The organism is Microbacterium sp. ANT_H45B, assembly GCF_008369345.1.
GTDB lineage: Bacteria > Actinomycetota > Actinomycetes > Actinomycetales > Microbacteriaceae > Microbacterium.
Map to the genome: position 1 here is coordinate 158,147 of NZ_VOBK01000002.1, position 17,263 is coordinate 175,409.

18 protein-coding genes are annotated in these 17,263 nt (G+C 68.4%); 16 read left to right on the plus strand and 2 right to left on the minus strand.

The features are described 5' to 3' along the window. The first annotated feature begins 87 nt into the window (after positions 1 to 87). From ileS to ndk, 4 genes are read left to right on the plus strand one after another with little or no spacing between them, the layout of a single operon-like run. On the plus strand, positions 88 to 3,468 hold the full coding sequence (gene ileS / locus FQ142_RS07060; RefSeq protein ID WP_149422787.1) for an isoleucine--tRNA ligase: 3,381 nt from the start codon (positions 88 to 90) through the stop codon (positions 3,466 to 3,468). Continuing rightward, entirely contained in the window at positions 3,465 to 4,817 is a 1,353-nt protein-coding gene (locus tag FQ142_RS07065; protein ID WP_149422788.1) for a bifunctional folylpolyglutamate synthase/dihydrofolate synthase, read from the plus strand. The genes ileS and FQ142_RS07065 overlap by 4 nt, the downstream gene beginning before the upstream one ends. Continuing rightward, entirely contained in the window at positions 4,814 to 5,236 is a 423-nt protein-coding gene (locus FQ142_RS07070) for a DUF4233 domain-containing protein (RefSeq protein WP_253386291.1), read from the plus strand. Before FQ142_RS07065 ends, FQ142_RS07070 begins: the two co-directional genes overlap by 4 nt. Position 5,237: 1 nt before the next feature. Beyond that, on the plus strand, positions 5,238 to 5,654 hold the full coding sequence (gene ndk / locus FQ142_RS07075; RefSeq protein ID WP_045254652.1) for a nucleoside-diphosphate kinase: 417 nt from the start codon (positions 5,238 to 5,240) through the stop codon (positions 5,652 to 5,654). Between the two features lie 71 nt (positions 5,655 to 5,725). On the opposite strand, the gene FQ142_RS07080 is transcribed toward ndk, so the two are convergent. Beyond that, positions 5,726 to 6,337: a vitamin K epoxide reductase family protein gene (locus FQ142_RS07080; RefSeq protein ID WP_149422789.1), complete on the minus strand. Its 612-nt coding sequence runs from the start codon at positions 6,335 to 6,337 to the stop codon at positions 5,726 to 5,728. 281 nt (positions 6,338 to 6,618) lie between these two features. Between FQ142_RS07080 and FQ142_RS07085 the strand changes: the two genes are divergently transcribed. Beyond that, positions 6,619 to 9,051 (plus strand): Rne/Rng family ribonuclease, encoded by a 2,433-nt coding sequence (locus tag FQ142_RS07085; protein WP_149422790.1) that lies wholly within the window; start codon positions 6,619 to 6,621, stop codon positions 9,049 to 9,051. On the opposite strand, the gene FQ142_RS07090 is transcribed toward FQ142_RS07085, so the two are convergent. Beyond that, entirely contained in the window at positions 9,016 to 9,282 is a 267-nt protein-coding gene (locus FQ142_RS07090) for a DUF4031 domain-containing protein (protein ID WP_056418361.1), read from the minus strand. The genes FQ142_RS07085 and FQ142_RS07090 overlap by 36 nt on opposite strands. Before the next feature lie 211 nt (positions 9,283 to 9,493). On the opposite strand from FQ142_RS07090, the gene rplU reads away from it, so the two are divergent. The 11 genes from rplU to FQ142_RS07145 all read left to right on the plus strand — a co-directional run bounded on the left by rplU (position 9,494) and on the right by FQ142_RS07145 (position 17,201). Next, a complete protein-coding gene (rplU, locus tag FQ142_RS07095) occupies positions 9,494 to 9,802 on the plus strand; it encodes a 50S ribosomal protein L21 (protein WP_167541600.1) in 309 nt (102 codons plus the stop codon). Between the two features lie 18 nt (positions 9,803 to 9,820). Continuing rightward, on the plus strand, positions 9,821 to 10,078 hold the full coding sequence (gene rpmA, locus FQ142_RS07100; protein WP_028501603.1) for a 50S ribosomal protein L27: 258 nt from the start codon (positions 9,821 to 9,823) through the stop codon (positions 10,076 to 10,078). A 74-nt stretch (positions 10,079 to 10,152) separates the two neighbouring features. Then, positions 10,153 to 11,655, plus strand: coding sequence for a GTPase ObgE (gene obgE, locus FQ142_RS07105; protein ID WP_045254647.1), 1,503 nt, complete (start codon positions 10,153 to 10,155; stop codon positions 11,653 to 11,655). Beyond that, the gene (gene proB / locus FQ142_RS07110; RefSeq protein WP_149422791.1) at positions 11,652 to 12,437 is read left to right on the plus strand and encodes a glutamate 5-kinase; all 786 of its coding nucleotides are present in this window, start codon (positions 11,652 to 11,654) and stop codon (positions 12,435 to 12,437) included. The genes obgE and proB overlap by 4 nt, the downstream gene beginning before the upstream one ends. A gap of 9 nt (positions 12,438 to 12,446) precedes the next feature. Beyond that, positions 12,447 to 13,700: a glutamate-5-semialdehyde dehydrogenase gene (locus tag FQ142_RS07115; RefSeq protein ID WP_149422792.1), complete on the plus strand. Its 1,254-nt coding sequence runs from the start codon at positions 12,447 to 12,449 to the stop codon at positions 13,698 to 13,700. 66 nt (positions 13,701 to 13,766) lie between these two features. Then, positions 13,767 to 13,991 carry a hypothetical protein gene (locus tag FQ142_RS07120; protein ID WP_056418351.1) on the plus strand — a complete coding sequence of 75 codons (225 nt, stop codon included), beginning with the start codon at positions 13,767 to 13,769 and terminating at the stop codon, positions 13,989 to 13,991. 6 nt (positions 13,992 to 13,997) lie between these two features. After that, positions 13,998 to 14,600, plus strand: a complete 603-nt coding sequence (gene nadD, locus FQ142_RS07125) for a nicotinate-nucleotide adenylyltransferase (protein WP_045254643.1) — start codon at positions 13,998 to 14,000, stop codon at positions 14,598 to 14,600. After that, the gene (locus tag FQ142_RS07130) at positions 14,597 to 15,739 is read left to right on the plus strand and encodes a hypothetical protein (protein WP_149422793.1); all 1,143 of its coding nucleotides are present in this window, start codon (positions 14,597 to 14,599) and stop codon (positions 15,737 to 15,739) included. The genes nadD and FQ142_RS07130 overlap by 4 nt, the downstream gene beginning before the upstream one ends. After that, complete coding sequence (gene rsfS / locus FQ142_RS07135) at positions 15,739 to 16,125, plus strand: ribosome silencing factor (RefSeq protein WP_149422794.1); 387 nt, start codon at positions 15,739 to 15,741, stop codon at positions 16,123 to 16,125. The genes FQ142_RS07130 and rsfS overlap by 1 nt, the downstream gene beginning before the upstream one ends. A gap of 1 nt (position 16,126) precedes the next feature. Next, entirely contained in the window at positions 16,127 to 16,816 is a 690-nt protein-coding gene (locus FQ142_RS07140) for an SDR family oxidoreductase (RefSeq protein WP_056418343.1), read from the plus strand. 100 nt (positions 16,817 to 16,916) lie between these two features. Beyond that, complete coding sequence (locus FQ142_RS07145) at positions 16,917 to 17,201, plus strand: hypothetical protein (RefSeq protein WP_149422795.1); 285 nt, start codon at positions 16,917 to 16,919, stop codon at positions 17,199 to 17,201. Positions 17,202 to 17,263: the final 62 nt, after the last annotated feature.

Sequence of the window (17,263 nt, forward strand, 5' to 3'; positions counted from 1 at the left end):
ACGCGAGGTGGTACCGCGGTTCCCCGGGACGAAAATCCGGACGGATCGTCCTCGCAGCAGCATCCGCCACGACTCCTGCGAGACGACATGACCTACCCGCGTTCCTCCTTCGGACCCGCCGCCGATCAGGCTGCCACTGTCGCACCGAGCCCCCGGTTCCCCCAGATCGAGCGGGATGTGCTCGACTTCTGGGAGACCGACCAGACGTTCCGCGCCTCGATCGAGCAGCGCGACGGGGCCGACGAGTGGGTCTTCTACGACGGCCCTCCCTTCGCCAACGGCCTGCCGCACTACGGCCACCTGCTCACCGGCTACGCGAAGGACGTGTTCCCGCGCTTCCAGACGATGATCGGCAAGAAGGTCGATCGTGTCTTCGGATGGGATACGCACGGACTGCCCGCCGAGCTTGAGGCCATGAAGCAGCTCGGGATCACCGAGAAGAGCGAGATCGAGCAGATGGGGATCGACGTCTTCAACGCGAAGGCCAGGGACTCGGTGCTCAAGTACACCCACGAGTGGCAGGACTACGTCACCCGTCAGGCGCGCTGGGTCGACTTCGAGCGCGGATACAAGACGCTCGATCTCGGGTACATGGAGAGCGTGCTCTGGGCGTTCAAGACCCTCTTCGACAAGGGCCTCGCCTACGAGGGATACCGCGTGCTGCCCTACTGCTGGCGCGACGAGACCCCGCTCTCGGCGCACGAGCTCCGTATGGATGACGACGTCTACCAGAACCGTCAGGACCCGTCCGTCACCGTCACGTTCCCCCTCACCGGCGCCAAGGCCGAGGCCCTGGGGCTCACCGCGGTGCGCGCGCTCGCCTGGACGACCACGCCCTGGACCCTGCCCACCAACCTCGCACTCGCGGTCGGCCCCGACATCGAGTACGTCGTCCTGCCGGCAGGCCCTCTCGGTGCCGCCGACGTGCACGCACAGGCGGGGAGCACGGATGCCGTCGTCGAGGCCTCCGCACACCGTTACCTGCTCGCGAAGGAGCTCCTCGGCGGCTATGTGAAGGATCTCGGCTACGAGAGCCTCGACGAGGCGCTCGCCGCCGTCCACACGACCGTTCGCGGCTCCGAGCTGCAGGACGTCACCTACGACCGTCTGTTCGACTACTTCGCGGATGCCGAGGTCCACGGCACCGAGAACGCCTGGCGCATCCTCGTCGACGACTACGTCACGGTCAGCGACGGCACCGGCATCGTCCACCAGGCTCCGGCCTACGGCGAGGACGACCAGCGGGTCGCCGGTGCCGCGGGCATCCCGACCATCCTGTCGCTCGACGACGGCGGGCGTTTCCTCTCCACGGTGACCGACGTCGCCGGCGAGCTCTGGATGGATGCCAACACGCCTCTGATCCGCCTGCTGCGCTCCGAGGGACGCCTGCTGCGCGAGCAGAGCTACGTCCACTCGTACCCGCACTGCTGGCGCTGCCGGAACCCCCTGATCTACAAGGCCGTCTCGAGCTGGTTCATCCGCGTCACCGACATCAAGGACGACCTGCTCGCGAACAACGAGCAGATCACCTGGGTGCCCGAGAACGTCAAGCACGGCCAGTTCGGCAAGTGGCTCGAGGGTGCGCGCGACTGGTCGATCAGCCGCAACCGCTACTGGGGCTCGCCGATCCCGGTCTGGAAGAGCGACGACCCCGAGTACCCGCGCGTCGACACCTACGGGTCTCTCGAGGAGATGGAGCGTGACTTCGGCACGCTGCCGCGCAACCCCGAGGGCGAGATCGACCTGCACCGTCCGTACATCGACGACCTCACGCGTCCGAACCCCGATGACCCGACCGGCAAGAGCACGATGCGCCGCATCGAGGACGTCTTCGACGTGTGGTTCGACTCGGGTTCGATGCCGTACGCCCAGGTGCACTACCCATTCGAGAACCAGGAGTGGTTCGACACCCATGCGCCGGCCGACTTCATCGTCGAGTACATCGGGCAGACGCGCGGCTGGTTCTACGTCATGCACGTGCTGTCGACCGCGCTGTTCGACCGCCCGGCGTTCACCGGCGTCAGCTGCCACGGCATCGTGCTGGGCAACGACGGCTACAAGATGTCGAAGTCGCTGCGCAACTACCCGGACGTGTCCGAGGTGCTCGATCGCGACGGCTCGGATGCGATGCGCTGGTTCCTGATGTCCAGCTCGGTGCTGCGCGGGGGCAATCTCGCGGTGACGGAGGAGGGCATCCGCTCGGGCGTGCGCGAGTTCCTGCTGCCGCTGTGGAACTCCTGGTACTTCTTCGCGACGTACGCGAACGCGGCGATGCCCGGCGGCTACGAGGCGACCTGGCGCACCGACTCCACCGACGTGCTCGACCGCTACATCCTCGCGCGTCTCGGCGATCTGGTGCGCGAGGTGCGCGCCGACCTCGAGGGACTCGATTCCACCACGGCCTCCGCGCGGCTGCGCGACTTCGCCGAGGTGCTCACCAACTGGTACATCCGCCGCTCGCGCGACCGGTTCTGGGATCCCTCGTCGAGCTCAGGAACGGCGATCGACTGCTTCGACACGCTGTACACGGTGCTCGAGACCCTCACCCGCGTCGCGGCGCCGCTCGTGCCGCTCATCAGCGAGCGTGTGTGGCAGGGGCTCACGGGCGGGCGCAGCGTGCACCTGCAGGACTGGCCGGACGACACCGTCTTCCCCGCCGCCGACGAGATCCGCGATGCGATGGATGCCGTCCGCGAGCTCTCCAGCGTCGGCAACGCGTTGCGCAAGAAGGAGAAGCTCCGGGTGCGTCTGCCGCTCGCGCGTCTGACCGTCGTGTCGCCGCTCGCCGCCAGCCTGAGCCGGTTCGAGGACATCCTCCGCGAGGAGCTCAACGTCAAGTCGGTCGAGCTCGTGGCGCAGTCGGAGACGACCGCTGCGGACTACGGCATCAGCCATCGACTCAGCGTCAACGCCCGGGCCGCGGGCCCGCGCCTCGGCAAGAACGTGCAGACCGTGATCAAGGCCGCGAAGGCGGGTGACTGGTCGGAGACCGACGGAGTCGTCACCGCCGGCGGCATCGCGCTCGAGCCGTCGGAGTACGAGCTCGTGCTCGAGACCGCAGGGCGTCCGGACGGGGAGGCTCTGGCTCTCGTGCCGACCGGGGGCTTCGTCCTGCTCGACACGCAGACGACACCCGAGCTCGAGGCCGAGGGCCTCGCGCGCGACGTCATCCGCGCTGTGCAGGAGACCCGCAAGAACGCGGGCTTCGATGTGAGCGACCGCATCGCCCTGCGACTGTGGTTCACCTCCGGCGACGACCTCTTCGCGGTGCGCAGCGCCTTCGAGACGGCCGATATCGCGGGCGAGACGCTGTCGACCGCCTTCATGCTCGGCGCCAAGGACGAGGTGCTTCTCGAGCAGGGTGAGGTGCCGACCGTCCCCGAGCACTCGGCGACCGTCGCTCAGGGCACGTATGCGAACCGCGGCGACTTCACGGTCTCGGTCAGCAGGATCGGAGTCAGCGCATGAGCGCACGCGACAGGGCCGATGCCGTCTACGAGACGCTGCTGAGCAGGGCGGGGGAGCGCTGGGTGCAGCCCCGCAAGGAGCGCACGGCGCGGATCCTCGCGTACCTGGACGATCCGCAGCGCACCTACCGTGTCGTCCACATCACCGGCACGAACGGCAAGACGTCGACCGCCCGGATGATCGAGAGCCTGCTGCGTGCGCACGGTCTGCGGACCGGGCTGTTCACCAGCCCGCACCTCGAGCGGTTCACCGAGCGGATCATGATCGACGGCGAGCCGATCGAGGATGCCGCGGTCGGCGATGCGTGGGAGGAGATCGAGCCGTTCGTCGACATCGTCGACGCCGAGCTCGTCGCGGCAGGTGAGGAGCCTCTCACGTTCTTCGAGCTGCTCACGGTGCTGGCGTTCGTCGCGGTGGCGGACGCCCCGGTCGACGTGCTCGTGCTCGAGGTGGGCATGGGCGGCGAGTGGGACTCGACGAACACCGCGGACGGAGACGTCGCGGTGTTCGCGCCGATCGACATCGATCACGCGGATCGCCTGGGCGCCACGATCGCGGCGATCGCGACGGTCAAAGCGGGGATCATCAAGGAGGGCGCGGCTGTCGTCTCCGCCGAGCAGCCCGCGGAGGCCGCGGAGGTGCTCCGTCGCGTCGCCGCCGAGAGGAACGCCACGATCGCGTTCGAGGGCGACGAATTCGGCCTCACCGATCAGAAGCTCGCCGTCGGCGGACAGCTGATCTCGGTCCGCGGGCTCGCGGGGGAGTACACCGAGGAGTACCTGCCGCAGTACGGCGCGCACCAGGGGCACAACGCCGCCCTCGCCGTCGCCGCCGTCGAGTCGCTGATCGGGGGCGGGACGCAGCGGATCGCCGCCGACATCGTCTCGGAGGGATTGCAGGGGGCGACGTCGCCCGGCCGGCTGCAGCTGCTCGGCATCGCCCCGACCGTCATCGTCGACGCCGCCCACAACCCGCACGGCGCGGCCGCGCTGGCGCAGGCGATGGACGACAGCTTCGACTTCGACGAATGGGGCGTCGTGCTCGGCGTTCTCGCCGACAAGGATGCGGCGGGGATCGTCGCGACGCTCGCGCCGACCGCCGCGCACGTGTTCGCCACCGCGCCGGAGTCGGAGCGCGCGAGCGACGCCGATGTGATCGCGGACCTGGTCGAGGCGACCGGACAGCGAGCGACCGTGCACCCGACGCTGGCGGAGGCCGCCGACGCGGCCCGCGAATGGGCCTCCTCGTCCGAGCGTCGGGCCGTGGTCATCGCGGGGTCCGTGGTGCTCGCCGGCGAGGCGATCGCCCTCGCCGAGGAGGAGGACTGGAAGTCGGGGTGGCGCGCGTGAGTGCGGATCCGACGCCCGCCCGTCCGCCGCGTGCGCCCCGTCCGCCTCGGACGCTCGTGCAGAAGCTCGCGCCCATCGTGCTGGGATTCGAGTCGGTCGTGGTCTTCCTCGCGGGTCTCACGGTCTTCGGCCTGAAGACGCTTCCCGACGGCATCCCGCAGTGGTGGGGCATCGTGGGCGGTGCGATCGTGGGGCTCGCGTGCATCGCGGTCGCAGGGATGATCACGAAGCCCTGGGCGATCTCGGCCGGATGGGTCCTGCAGGCGGTCATAGCCGTGTCTGCGATCCTGGTGCCCGCGATCCTGCTCGTCGTCGTGATTTTCGGCGGCATGTGGGGATATGCGACGATCATGGGGGCTCGATTGGACGCACGCCGTCCGTCCGGGCCCGCGACCGAGACTCAGACAGAGAGTGAATGACATGGCCACCGAAGAAACCCTCGTCCTCGTCAAGCCCGACGGTGTCGCGCGCGGCCTCACCGGAGCGATCCTGGCGCGCATCGAGTCGAAGGGCTACGCCCTCGTCGACATCCGCCTGGTGGAGCCCGACCGCGACCTGCTCGCCGAGCACTACGCGGAGCACGAGGGCAAGCCTTTCTACGAGCCGCTCCTCGAGTTCATGCTCTCCGGCCCGTCCGTCGCGATCCGTCTCGCCGGCAACCGCGTGATCGAGGGGTTCCGTTCGCTCGCGGGAACCACCGACCCGACGACCGCCGCTCCCGGCACGATCCGCGGCGACTTCGGCCGGGACTGGGGCCTCAAGGTCCAGCAGAACCTCGTGCACGGCTCGGACAGCCCCGAGTCCGCCGCACGCGAACTGGGTATCTGGTTCGACTGACGCGCACACCGACGACGAAGCCCGCCGCACGATCTCGTGCGGCGGGCTTCGTCGTTCGCATGAGCGGCGGATCAGAAGACGAGTCGCGCCATCTCGCCCAGGAAGTCGAGACCCTGCAGCTGGGCGAGCAGGATGACGACGGCGTAGGAGAGGATCGTCGCCAGGGGAACCCAGACCATGAGCTTGTCGGCGCGCTCGCGCGCCTTCTCGCTGCGGGTGAAGGATCCGTTGCGTGTCAGGTGGAGCATCGTCGCGAAGAACGTCGGAATCGTGACGGCCCAGGTGATCATGCACCACGGGCACAGCACGAAGAGGTCGTAGAGGCTCTGACCGATGAGCCAGCAGACGAGGCCGAAGGCGAAGGTGACACCCGCGCCGAAGGTCAGCCAGAACCAGCGCGGGAAGCGCGCTCCGGCGAGGATCGCCACACCGACGATCAGGGGGGCGATCCACCCGGAGAGACCCATGATCGGGTTGGGGAAGCCGAAGATCTCCCCCTGCCAGGAGTTGAGGTTCTTGCTGCACTGGATGAACGGGCTGATGTCGCACGACAGCGCATCGGTCGGATTCTGCAGGAGGGCGAACTTCTCGACCGTGAGCTGGAAGGCGGCGAACCAGCCGATCACACTCGCGATGATCAGCCAGACGGCATAGAAGACGGGGCGGGTGCGCTGCTCGCTCATGTGTGGAGTATCTCAGTGATCGCTATGGATCGGGCGAAAGCGCACCGGAGAAAACGACGCGAGCCCACCTCGATGCCGCGATAGCGCGTACTTGGTGCGATAATGACCTGTGATGCACCGCTCGACCCGGTCGTGGTGGACATCGACGCAGACTTCGGGGCCGTATGCCCCTCGTGACCAGAGCCATGAGCCGGTCGCACACCGAATGAGTTCGCGGAACCTGCGGGTACCGCATGAGATCTAGCGGAGCACGACGCGTCCGCACGAGGAGCAAGCCAGAGATGGCCGATGACAACAATGACTACGACGCCCCCACCCTCGACTTCGCTGCGGATGCCGACGCACCCGCAGAGGTAGTCGCCGACGCGACGGAGGTCGACGGCACCGCCGACGCTCCCGACAGCGCCGAGCAGACGCACGACGGATCCGCAGAGGCGGACGCGCCCGCCGAGAAGGACGAGCCCGTCACGGACGAGAAGCCGGCCGACGACAAGCCTGCGGACGAGAAGCCTGCGGACGAGAAGCCTGCCGACGAGAAGCCTGCCGACGAGAAGCCTGCCGACGAGAAGCCTGCCGACGAGAAGCCTGCGGACGACAAGCCCGTCACCGCGGTGTCTCTCGGACTGCTCCCCGAAGTCTTCGTGTCGCAGGTCTCGACGCAGCTGCACTTCTACGCGCCCGCGGTCCTGCCGCTGCCGGCGCGTCCCGAGCGCGAGCGCGTCTTCGACCGCATCGCCGACCGCGAGCAGGACGAGCCGGGAGCCCGCCGCGGCCGCCGTCGCCGTGGCGGTTCCGACGAGAACGAGCCCCGCGAACCCCGCGAGCAGCGCGATGAGCCGCGCCAGCCGCGTCAGCGCGTCGTCGAGTACATCACCGAGCCCAAGGCGATCAAGGGCTCCACGCGCCTCGAGGCGAAGAAGCAGCGTCGCCGCGACGGTCGCGACGCGGGACGTCGTCGCCCGGTCGTCACCGAAGCCGAGTTCCTCGCCCGCCGCGAGTCGGTCGACCGCAAGATGGTCGTGCGCTCCAAGAACGGTCGTACGCAGATCGGCGTGCTCGAGGACGGCGTGCTCGTGGAGCACTACGTCGCCCGCAACCAGGATGCGTCGCTCATCGGCAACGTCTACCTCGGCCGCGTGCAGAACGTGCTGCCCAGCATGGAGGCCGCGTTCGTCGACATCGGTCGCGGACGCAACGCCGTGCTCTACTCGGGCGAGGTCGACTGGGACGGTGTCGAGACCGGCAACCAGCCGCGCCGCATCGAGCTGGCGCTCAAGGCCGGGGACCGCGTCCTCGTGCAGGTCACGAAGGACCCGGTGGGGCACAAGGGCGCCCGTCTGACCAGCCAGATCTCCCTCCCCGGTCGCTACCTCGTGTACGTGCCCGGCGGATCGATGAACGGGATCAGCCGTAAGCTCCCCGACAACGAGCGCGCGCGCCTCAAGCGCATCCTCAAGGAGGTGCTCCCGGAGTCATCGGGTGTGATCGTCCGCACGGCCGCCGAGGGTGCGACAGAGGATCAGCTGACCCGTGACGTGCAGCGTCTGACGTCGCAGTGGGAGCACGTGCGCACGCAGGTCGAGAACCAGCAGGCGCCGGCGCTGCTGCACGCCGAGCCCGACCTCCTCGTCAAGATCGTCCGCGACGTCTTCAACGAGGACTTCACGAAGATGCTCATCCAGGGGGAGGAGTCGCAGCGCACGATCCGCGCCTACCTCGAGAGCGTCGCCCCCGACCTGTTGGAGCGCGTCGAGTCCTACGAGGACGAGGCCGACCCCTTCGACGCGTTCCGCATCACCGAGCAGATCGAGAAGGCGCTCGACCGCAAGGTCTGGCTGCCCTCCGGCGGCTCGCTGGTCATCGACCGCACCGAGGCCATGACGGTCGTCGACGTCAACACCGGCAAGTTCGTCGGCTCCGGCGGAAACCTCGAGGAGACCGTCACCAAGAACAACCTCGAGGCCGCGGAGGAGATCGTCCGTCAGCTTCGCCTGCGTGACATCGGCGGCATCATCGTCGTCGACTTCATCGACATGGTCCTCGAGTCGAACCGCGACCTCGTGCTGCGCCGTCTGATCGAATGCCTCAGCCGCGACCGGACCAAGCACCAGGTCGCCGAGGTCACCTCGCTCGGACTCGTGCAGATGACCCGCAAGAAGCTGGGGCTCGGTCTGCTCGAGACCTTCAGCGAGGCATGCGACGTCTGCGCCGGCCGCGGCGTGATCGTGCACCACGACCCCGTCGTGAAGCACCGGTCGAGCAGCAACGGCAACGGAAACGGCAACTCCTCGTCCAACCGCCGCCAGCGCGGGGGGAACGGGCCGTCGCAGAACTCGGCCCCTCCCGCGGGCACGACGCACAGCATCCCTGAGGGTGCGAAGTCGGCTCTCGCGCAGATCGCGGCATCGACGCGGGTTCCGAATGCGGAGGACCTGCCGGATGCGGTGGTGCCCTCGACCGAGGCCGCGGAGGCCCCCGCCGCGCAGGAGCGGGCCAAGAAGCCGCGCAAGAAGCGTGGCTCCGACCGCAAGGCCTCGCCGAAGTCACCGGCCGAGGCGCTGCTGGACTCGGTGCTCGACGCGCTTCCCGAACCCAAGGCGCCCGGCCAGGGTCGGGGTCGCCGTCGGGTGTCCACGGCCGCTCTGACGGGTACTCCCGTCTCGGTGAACTCGGACTCGTCAGCGCCGGTCGCGGGCGGGGATCCGCAGGCCTGAGGCGATCAGCCGACGCACGAGTTCCTTGCCGTCGACGTGCTCGGCGCCGGCGGCGATGAGCCGGGGGACCAGTTCCTCCGGCACGTCGTAGTGGTCGAGATCGAAGGCGCGCGCAGGCACGTCGTGGGCGCGCGCGAAGGCGTGCAGCTCGTCGAGGTTGTCATCGCTGACCAGGTGCGCCCACAGTCGTCCGTGGGCGGGCCAGCGGGGTTCGTCGACGAGAACGGTCACCCAGCCAGCCTAGGACCGGACACACCGGAGAGCGCGTTTTGCCACAGTGTCCGGCATCCGGTAAAGTAGTCCCTTGGTGCGTATGCCGCGTCGTCCTGGACGGTCGAAGCGGAGAGTCTTGCATTCGTGCCCGTCGCCCTGCGATGCATGCAAGCAACAGTCTTCCCGTGAGATCTCGGAGCCGCGAGCTCCCCAACGAAACAGGTATGAAGTGGTTTACGCAGTAGTGCGCGCCGGTGGGCGGCAGGAGAAGGTCGAGGTCGGCACGATCGTTCAGCTCGACCGTGTCAAGGCTGCTTCGGGCGAGAAGATCGAGCTGGCCGCCGTGCTGCTCGTCGACGGCGCCACGGTGACCACCGACGCTGACTCGCTGGCGAAGGTCAAGGTCACGGCTGAGGTCATCGGCAACCTCCGCGGCCCGAAGATCATCATCCAGAAGTACAAGAACAAGACCGGCTACAAGAAGCGCCAGGGCCACCGTCAGGAGCTCACGCGCGTCAAGATCACCGGCATCAAGTAAGACCGAGGAGACCAGGACATGGCACATAAAAAGGGCGCAAGCTCCACCCGTAACGGTCGTGACTCCAACGCTCAGCGACTTGGCGTCAAGCGCTTCGGTGGACAGCAGGTTCTCGCCGGCGAGATCATCGTCCGCCAGCGCGGCACGCACTTCCACCCCGGCGTGAACGTCGGCCGTGGTGGCGACGACACGCTGTTCGCTCTTGCCGCAGGCGCGGTGCAGTTCGGTGCGAAGGGCGGCCGCAAGGTCGTCAACATCGTCGCCGCTGCCGAGTGATCACAGCACGACAGTAGACATCCGATTCGGGGCGGGCTTCGGCCCGCCCCGAATCTTTTTTTGAGGAGAGAGACATGGTCAGTTTCGTCGACACCGTGACGCTGCATCTGCGCGCGGGCAAGGGCGGCAACGGCTGTGTCTCGGTGCACCGCGAGAAGTTCAAGCCGCTCGGCGGCCCCGACGGCGGCAACGGCGGTGACGGCGGTGACATCGTGCTCGTGGCCGACACCCAGACCGGCACGCTGCTCTCGTACCACCACTCGCCGCACCGGAGCTCCGGAAACGGCGGCCCGGGCATGGGCGACCACCGCGCCGGATTCCTCGGTGAGACGCTCGAGCTCCCCGTGCCCGTCGGCACCGTGGTGAAGAACCCCGCCGGTGAGGTGCTCATCGACATGATCGTGCCCGGTGAGCGCTTCGTCGTCGCCAAGGGCGGTCACGGCGGTCTCGGCAACGCCGCACTCGCGACCCCCAAGCGCAAAGCGCCCGGATTCGCTCTGCTGGGCACTCCCGGCGTCGAGGGCGACGTCGTCCTCGAGCTCAAGACGGTGGCCGACGTGGCACTCGTGGGATATCCGTCTGCGGGCAAGTCCAGCCTGATCGGTGCGATCTCCGCGGCACGACCGAAGATCGCCGACTACCCCTTCACGACGCTGCATCCGAACCTCGGCGTCGTGCAGGCCGGCGACTCGCGCTACACCGTCGCCGACGTCCCCGGGCTCATCGAGGGCGCCAGCGAGGGGCGAGGCCTCGGCCTCGAGTTCCTCCGCCACGTCGAGCGCTGCACCGCTCTGCTGCACGTGCTCGACTGCGCCACGCTCGAACCGGGACGCGATCCGATCTCCGATCTCGACGTGATCCTCGCGGAGCTCGCGGCGTACGAGGTGCCGGAGGGTCAGACCCCCCTGCTGGAGCGCCCGCAGCTCATCGCGCTCAATAAGATCGACGTTCCCGAGGCCCGCGACCTCGCCGAACTCGTGCGGCCCGACCTCGAGGCCCGGGGTTTCCGCGTATTCGACATCTCCACGGTCTCGCACGAGGGTCTGCGTCCGCTGACCTTCGCGCTCGGTGAGATCGTCGACGCGTACCGCGCCGAGCTCGCCGCCACGGAGGTGCCGCGCGAGCGCGTGATCCTCCGCCCCCGTGGCCCCAAGAAGGGCTTCGAGATCCGTGTCGAGGGCGGCACGTACGGCAACGTCTACCGCATCCTCGGCGAGAAGCCGGTGCGGTGGGTGCAGCAGACCGACTTCCAGAACGAGGAGGCCGTGGGATACCTGGCCGATCGACTCGAGAAGCTGGGCGTCGAAGACGAGCTGTTCCGACTCGGTGCGGTGCAGGGGTCGACCGTGGTGATCGGCGAGGGCGACAGCATCGTCTTCGACTGGGAGCCCACGATGACCTCGGCGGCCGAGCTCATGAGCGCACCGCGTGGAACCGATCCCCGCCTCGCGCCCAACAGCCGCCGCACCACGTCAGAGCGTCGTGAGACCTACTACGAGCGCATGGATGCCAAGGCCGAGGCTCGTGCCGAGGTCGAAGCGCAGCGGCTCGCGGCCTACCGCGAGGACGGGGAGTGACCGCTCGCTCACGGGCGGATCTCGCCTCAGCGTCACGGATCGTCGTGAAGGTGGGGTCCTCCTCGATCAGCGGAGAGTCCTCCTGGCGGATCCCGGTCATCGTCGAAGCCCTCGCGGCTGCGCATGCGCGCGGCGCCGAGGTGGTGCTCGTCTCCTCAGGAGCCATCGCCACCGGCATCCCGTTCCTCCGCCTCGACGCGCGTCCGACCGATCTCGCCACGCAGCAGGCGGCGGCCGCCGTCGGGCAGAACATCCTGGTCTACCGGTACCAGGAGTCGCTGCGGCCCTTCGACATCGTCGCCGGCCAGGTGCTCCTGACGACGGGTGACCTCGAGAACCCCACGTCGCGCAGCAATGCCCGCCGCGCCATGGAGCGTCTGCTCGGACTCCGCATCCTGCCGATCGTGAATGAGAACGACACGGTGGCCACCCAGGAGATCCGCTTCGGCGACAACGACCGTCTCGCGGCGTTCGTGGCGCAGCTCATCGAGGCTGACGCGCTCGTGCTGCTCAGCGACATCGAGTCCCTGTACACGAAGCCGCCGTCCGACCCCTCGGCCGTGCCGATCGACGTGGTCGCCCCGGATGCCGACCTCTCGGGTCTGGAGTTCGGTTCGACAGTCGTCAACAGCGTCGGCACCGGGGGAGCGGCGACGAAGGTCTCGGCGGCGCGCCTTGCAGCAGCCTCCGGCATCGGCGTCCTCGTGACCAGTGCCGACCTGGTCGACCGGGCTCTCGCGGGGGCCGAAATAGGGACCTGGTTCGAGCCTGCGCTCTCCTAGACTGGGCGGATGACCGACCAGACCCCGCAGGTGCGCCTCGAGCGCGCCAAGGAGGCGTCCCGCGCCACCGCCGCACTGACGAGCGACGACAAGGCCCGCGCGCTCGAAGCCATCGCGGTCGCCCTCGAGCAGAACGCCGCGGCGATCATCGAGGCGAACGACCGTGATGTCGCGCGCGGTCAGGCCGACGGCATCGGCGACTCGCTGATCGATCGACTGAGACTCGACGAGAAGCGCGTGCGCGCTCTCGCGTCGGCGGTGCGAGAGGTCACGGCGCTGCCCGACCCGGTCGGGCGCGTGGTCGGCGGACACCGGATGCCGAACGGGGTCATGCTCGAGCAGGTGCGCGTGCCCTTCGGGGTGGTCGGAGCGATCTACGAGGCACGGCCGAACGTGACCGTCGACATCGCCGCCCTCGCGCTGCGCTCGGGGAACGCCGTCGTGCTGCGCGGCGGCAGCGCCGCCCGCGACTCCAACACCGTGCTCGTGCAGATCATGCGCAAGGCGCTGGAGAGCGCGGGGGTGACCCCCGAGGCCGTGCAGACGGTCGACGACTTCGGCCGTGACGGTGCGAAGGCGCTGATGAACGGACGCGGCTACATCGATGTTCTGGTCCCTCGCGGGAGCGCAGGGCTCATCGAGACCGTGGTCACCGAGTCGACCGTCCCCGTCATCGAGACAGGTGCGGGCAACGTGCACATCGTGCTCGATGAGACCGCCCCGGAAGACTGGTCGCGCGACATCGTCGTGAACGCGAAGGTGCAGCGGCCCAGCGTGTGCAACGCGGTCGAGACCGTGCTGGTGCTGAGGCAGGCCGCGCCGCGGCTGGTGCCCCTCGTCGCGAGCGCGCTGCAGAGCGAGGGGGTCGCGATCCACGGTGACGACATGGTGGCCGGGCTCGTCTCGAATGTGATCCCCGCGACCGACGAGGACTGGGCGACCGAGTATCTCAGCCTCGACATCGCCATGAAGGTCGTCGACAGCCTCGATGATGCCCTCGACCACATCCGTCGCTACAGCACGGGCCACACGGAGTCGATCATAACCACGGACACGCGCAATGCCGAGAGGTTCCTCGCGGAGGTCGACTCGGCCGTGGTGATGGTCAACACCTCCACCCGATTCACCGATGGAGGCGAGTTCGGCTTCGGCGCGGAGGTCGGCATCTCGACCCAGAAGCTGCACGCCAGGGGGCCGATGGGACTCTCCGAGCTGACGAGCACGAAATGGCTGGCGCGTGGGTCGGGGCAGACCCGCGGCTGAGGGCTAGACTAGGGGGCGCTGTGGCTCCTGGTGGGCCATGCCCCCCAGCCACGAAACGGAGTCACGATGAACCTCGTCGCACAGATCGCGATGGCCGCCGCCGAGACCGAGCACCACGGCAACGTCCAGCTCGAGACCCTGATCTTCGGCGTCGTCGCGATCATCGTCTTCGCGTTCCTCGGCTTCGTCACCCTGTCGTACAAGAACGTCGCCAACCGCCACTCCGCGAAGGCGGACGCCTGGGCTGCGCGCCACGGCAAGGACGGCCACGAGGCAGGGCACGGCCACTAGGCGCCTATGAACGATACGACCTCGCGTCCGGCGCGCATCGGTGTGATGGGCGGCACCTTCGACCCCATCCATCACGGGCACCTGGTCGCCGCCAGCGAGGTCGCGCACTCCTTCGATCTCGACGAGGTCGTCTTCGTACCCACGGGACGCCCGTGGCAGAAGGCCGAGGTCACGCCGAGCGAGCACCGTTATCTGATGACGGTCATCGCGACGGCATCCAATCCGCAGTTCACCGTGAGTCGGGTCGACATCGATCGCGAAGGACCGACGTACACGATCGACACCCTGCGTGATCTCAAGGAGCGGCGTCCCGACGCTGAGCTCTTCTTCATCACGGGTGCAGACGCCGTGGCGCAGATTCTCAGTTGGAGGGACCATGATGAACTGTGGGAGTTGGCCCACTTCGTCGCGGTCTCACGCCCAGGACACGTCTTGAGCACAGACGGCCTCCCCAGCGACAACGTCAGCCAACTGGAGGTGCCGGCGCTGTCCATCTCGTCGACGGCCTGCCGCGCGCGGGTCCGAGACGACGAGCCGGTCTGGTATCTCGTTCCCGACGGAGTCGTTCAATACATCGCGAAGCATCATCTGTATCGGAGCAAGGCATGAGTACATCGGATCGGCAGGAGCAGGGTCCGCTGACGCGAAAGCAGCTGCGTGAGATCCGGTTGACGGGTTCCACGCCGGTCATCACCGCGGAGGAGGCTGCGGCGGCCGCCGCAGTCGTGCCCGACGCGCAGTCCGCAGCGCCCGGACGCGACGACACGAACGCCGAGGAGCGCGCCGACAGCGCTGCGACCTCGAATGCCGCGTCCCACGACGCGACGACCCCGGCCGCCCCCGCCGCACCCGCCAGTGGCGCCGCTGCGAGTACCGGGGGGTTGACCCGCCGACAGGTCCGAGAGCTCGAGAGGCAGCGAGCAGGCACCGCGACTCCCGCCGACACCGACGGTGCGGACGACGCGGATGCCGCACAGCTTCCCGCTCCCGTCAGCGCCGCGACCGCCTCGTCCTCCGGCGCGCAGGAACACGCCGTCGATGAGGACGTGCGCGACGAAGAGGTCATCGGCGCAGACGATTCCGCCGCACAGGATTCCGCCACACAGGCCTCCGACGAGGAACCCGCTGCCTCCGTCGCCGAGCTCGGCCTCGCCGAGGATGACGACGCCGAGGCGTCCGAGTCGGAGGACGTCCTCGCCGACGTCGACGATGCGGATGCCGCAGACATCTCTGTGGAGGAGAACCCGACGGTCAACCCGGCGTTCGGACAGGATCTGCTCTCCGATCCGAACGAGGCCCGCGCGCCGTTCGCTCCGTCGTTCGACGAGCTGCTCACGGTCGGCGACTCGACGGGATCTCAGCACCTCGCTCCCAACACCCTGATCTTCACCCCGTCTGCGGGCGACGGTGATCTCTCCGGGCCGGTCGCGTCCACGGGAGAGATCCTGATCACGGGCTCCTACGAGCTGCCCCGCGGCCTCGGCTCGCAGGGACACGCGCACGGCACGACCGATGGCAAGGACATCGACGCCGTGCTCATCGACGGCGAGCTGCCCCCGGCATCCTCGCCCACGCCGATCGCCGCCAGCGCGGCGGTCAGCACCATCAAGCCCGCCGGCGAGGTCATCCGCCCGCCAGCCCCCGAAAAGGGCAACAAACTCATGCTCATCCTCGCGATCGTGGCGGGTGGTCTCGCGCTCGCGCTGGGCGTCTCCCTGATCATCGCCTTCACCACGAATGTGTTCTGATGCAGTCACCTGAAACCGCCGAAGAGATGCTCCAGCTCGCGGCAGACGCCGCCGTCTCGAAGGGCGGTGAGGATCTCGTCGCGCTCAACGTGTCGGAGCCTCTCCCGCTCGTCGACATCTTCCTGCTGGTCACCGGAAACAGCGAGCGCAACGTCGCCGCGATCGCCGATGAGATCGAGGACCGGCTCATCGAGTCCGGTCACAAGCGGGTCCGCCGCGAAGGTCGTGCGGAGGCCCGCTGGGTCCTGCTCGATTTCGGCGACCTGATCGTCCACGTCTTCCATCAGGAGGAGCGCGTGTACTACGGCCTGGAGCGCCTGTGGAAGGACTGCCCCGTGGTCCCGTTCGAGCTCTCCGAGTCCGCCTCGGTCGCAGACCGCGACTGACATGCGTGCACACCTGATCACCGGTGCCGGGTCGGGGATCGGCGCCGTCGTCGCGCGCCGCCTTCTCGAGCGCGGCGATCAGGTGACGGTCCTCGCCCGCGATGCGGGTCGAGCGAGGGAGATCACCGCCGGACTCCCGGGCGCCACCGCCCTCGTCGGCGACCTCGCGCAGCCGGGACGGTTGTCGTGGGCGCTCTCGAAGCAGCCCCTTCCCGAGCGCATCGACTCGCTGATCCATGTCGCGGGTGTCGTCGACCTCGGTCCGGTGGCCGACCTGCCCGCGAACCTCTGGGAGCAGCAGCTCGCTGTCAATCTCGTGGGGCCCGCGGAACTGACGCGTCTCCTGTTGCCGGTGCTGCGCGTCTCCCGTGCCAGGGTCGTGTTCGTGAACTCCGGTGCCGGTCTGCACGCCCACGCGGGGTGGTCGGCGTACGCCGCCTCCAAGCATGGTCTCAAGGCGCTGGCCGACTCCCTGCGCGCCGAGGAGTCGGAGCACGGGGTGCGAGTGACGTCGATCTATCCGGGCCGCACCGCGACTCCGATGCAGGAGCGCGTGCATCAGCAGGAGGGGCGTGAATACGATGCCGAGCGATTCATCACCGCCGACTCCGTCGCGTCCATGATCCTGACGGCACTCGACCTCCCGGACGACGCCGCGCTGACGGATCTGACGATCCGCCCTGCGGGCTGAACTCCGCGCTCGACCCCCGCGAACCTCTGTCAAGGGGCTGTGCACCCGCACATCCTCGGCGGATGATGAAAGCTGGGGACGAGTGTTGGAGGGAAACCGCATGACAGGAGATCCAGAGCCGAGATACGTTCTTCACCGTGTCACTCCGTCGGAGTGGGTGATCAACGATCGTCGCTATTCGCCCGACGACCCGCGCAACGTGGTCGGATGCATCTACGAGTATGCCGACACCGAGGTCGAGGTCGTCTGGCTTCGCGACCTGCCGCTGTCGGCACGGTACGCGAATGCGCAGGAGGTGCTCGACGAGGTCGCGCGGATCCAGGATCCGAGCAGGGCGACGAGGCCGATAGCCATCCCGCACCTGCCACCGCTCTACGCCACCTGAAAGACGCACAGAGCACAGACTGTGGGGCAGGGCCACCTCGGTGGCCCTGCCCCACAGTCATG

Bases quoted from the DNA above. Each gene is read 5' to 3' on its own strand.
- ileS (WP_149422787.1), top strand. From the start codon at position 88: ATGACCTACCCGCGTTCCTCCTTCGGACCCGCCGCCGATCAGGCTGCC.
- FQ142_RS07065 (WP_149422788.1), top strand. From the start codon at position 3,465: ATGAGCGCACGCGACAGGGCCGATGCCGTCTACGAGACGCTGCTGAGC.
- ndk (WP_045254652.1), top strand. From the start codon at position 5,238: ATGGCCACCGAAGAAACCCTCGTCCTCGTCAAGCCCGACGGTGTCGCG.
- FQ142_RS07080 (WP_149422789.1), bottom strand. From the start codon at position 6,337: ATGAGCGAGCAGCGCACCCGCCCCGTCTTCTATGCCGTCTGGCTGATC.
- FQ142_RS07085 (WP_149422790.1), top strand. From the start codon at position 6,619: ATGGCCGATGACAACAATGACTACGACGCCCCCACCCTCGACTTCGCT.
- rpmA (WP_028501603.1), top strand. From the start codon at position 9,821: ATGGCACATAAAAAGGGCGCAAGCTCCACCCGTAACGGTCGTGACTCC.
- obgE (WP_045254647.1), top strand. From the start codon at position 10,153: ATGGTCAGTTTCGTCGACACCGTGACGCTGCATCTGCGCGCGGGCAAG.
- FQ142_RS07115 (WP_149422792.1), top strand. From the start codon at position 12,447: ATGACCGACCAGACCCCGCAGGTGCGCCTCGAGCGCGCCAAGGAGGCG.
- FQ142_RS07120 (WP_056418351.1), top strand. From the start codon at position 13,767: ATGAACCTCGTCGCACAGATCGCGATGGCCGCCGCCGAGACCGAGCAC.
- nadD (WP_045254643.1), top strand. From the start codon at position 13,998: ATGAACGATACGACCTCGCGTCCGGCGCGCATCGGTGTGATGGGCGGC.
- FQ142_RS07130 (WP_149422793.1), top strand. From the start codon at position 14,597: ATGAGTACATCGGATCGGCAGGAGCAGGGTCCGCTGACGCGAAAGCAG.
- rsfS (WP_149422794.1), top strand. From the start codon at position 15,739: ATGCAGTCACCTGAAACCGCCGAAGAGATGCTCCAGCTCGCGGCAGAC.
- FQ142_RS07140 (WP_056418343.1), top strand. From the start codon at position 16,127: ATGCGTGCACACCTGATCACCGGTGCCGGGTCGGGGATCGGCGCCGTC.
- FQ142_RS07145 (WP_149422795.1), top strand. From the start codon at position 16,917: ATGACAGGAGATCCAGAGCCGAGATACGTTCTTCACCGTGTCACTCCG.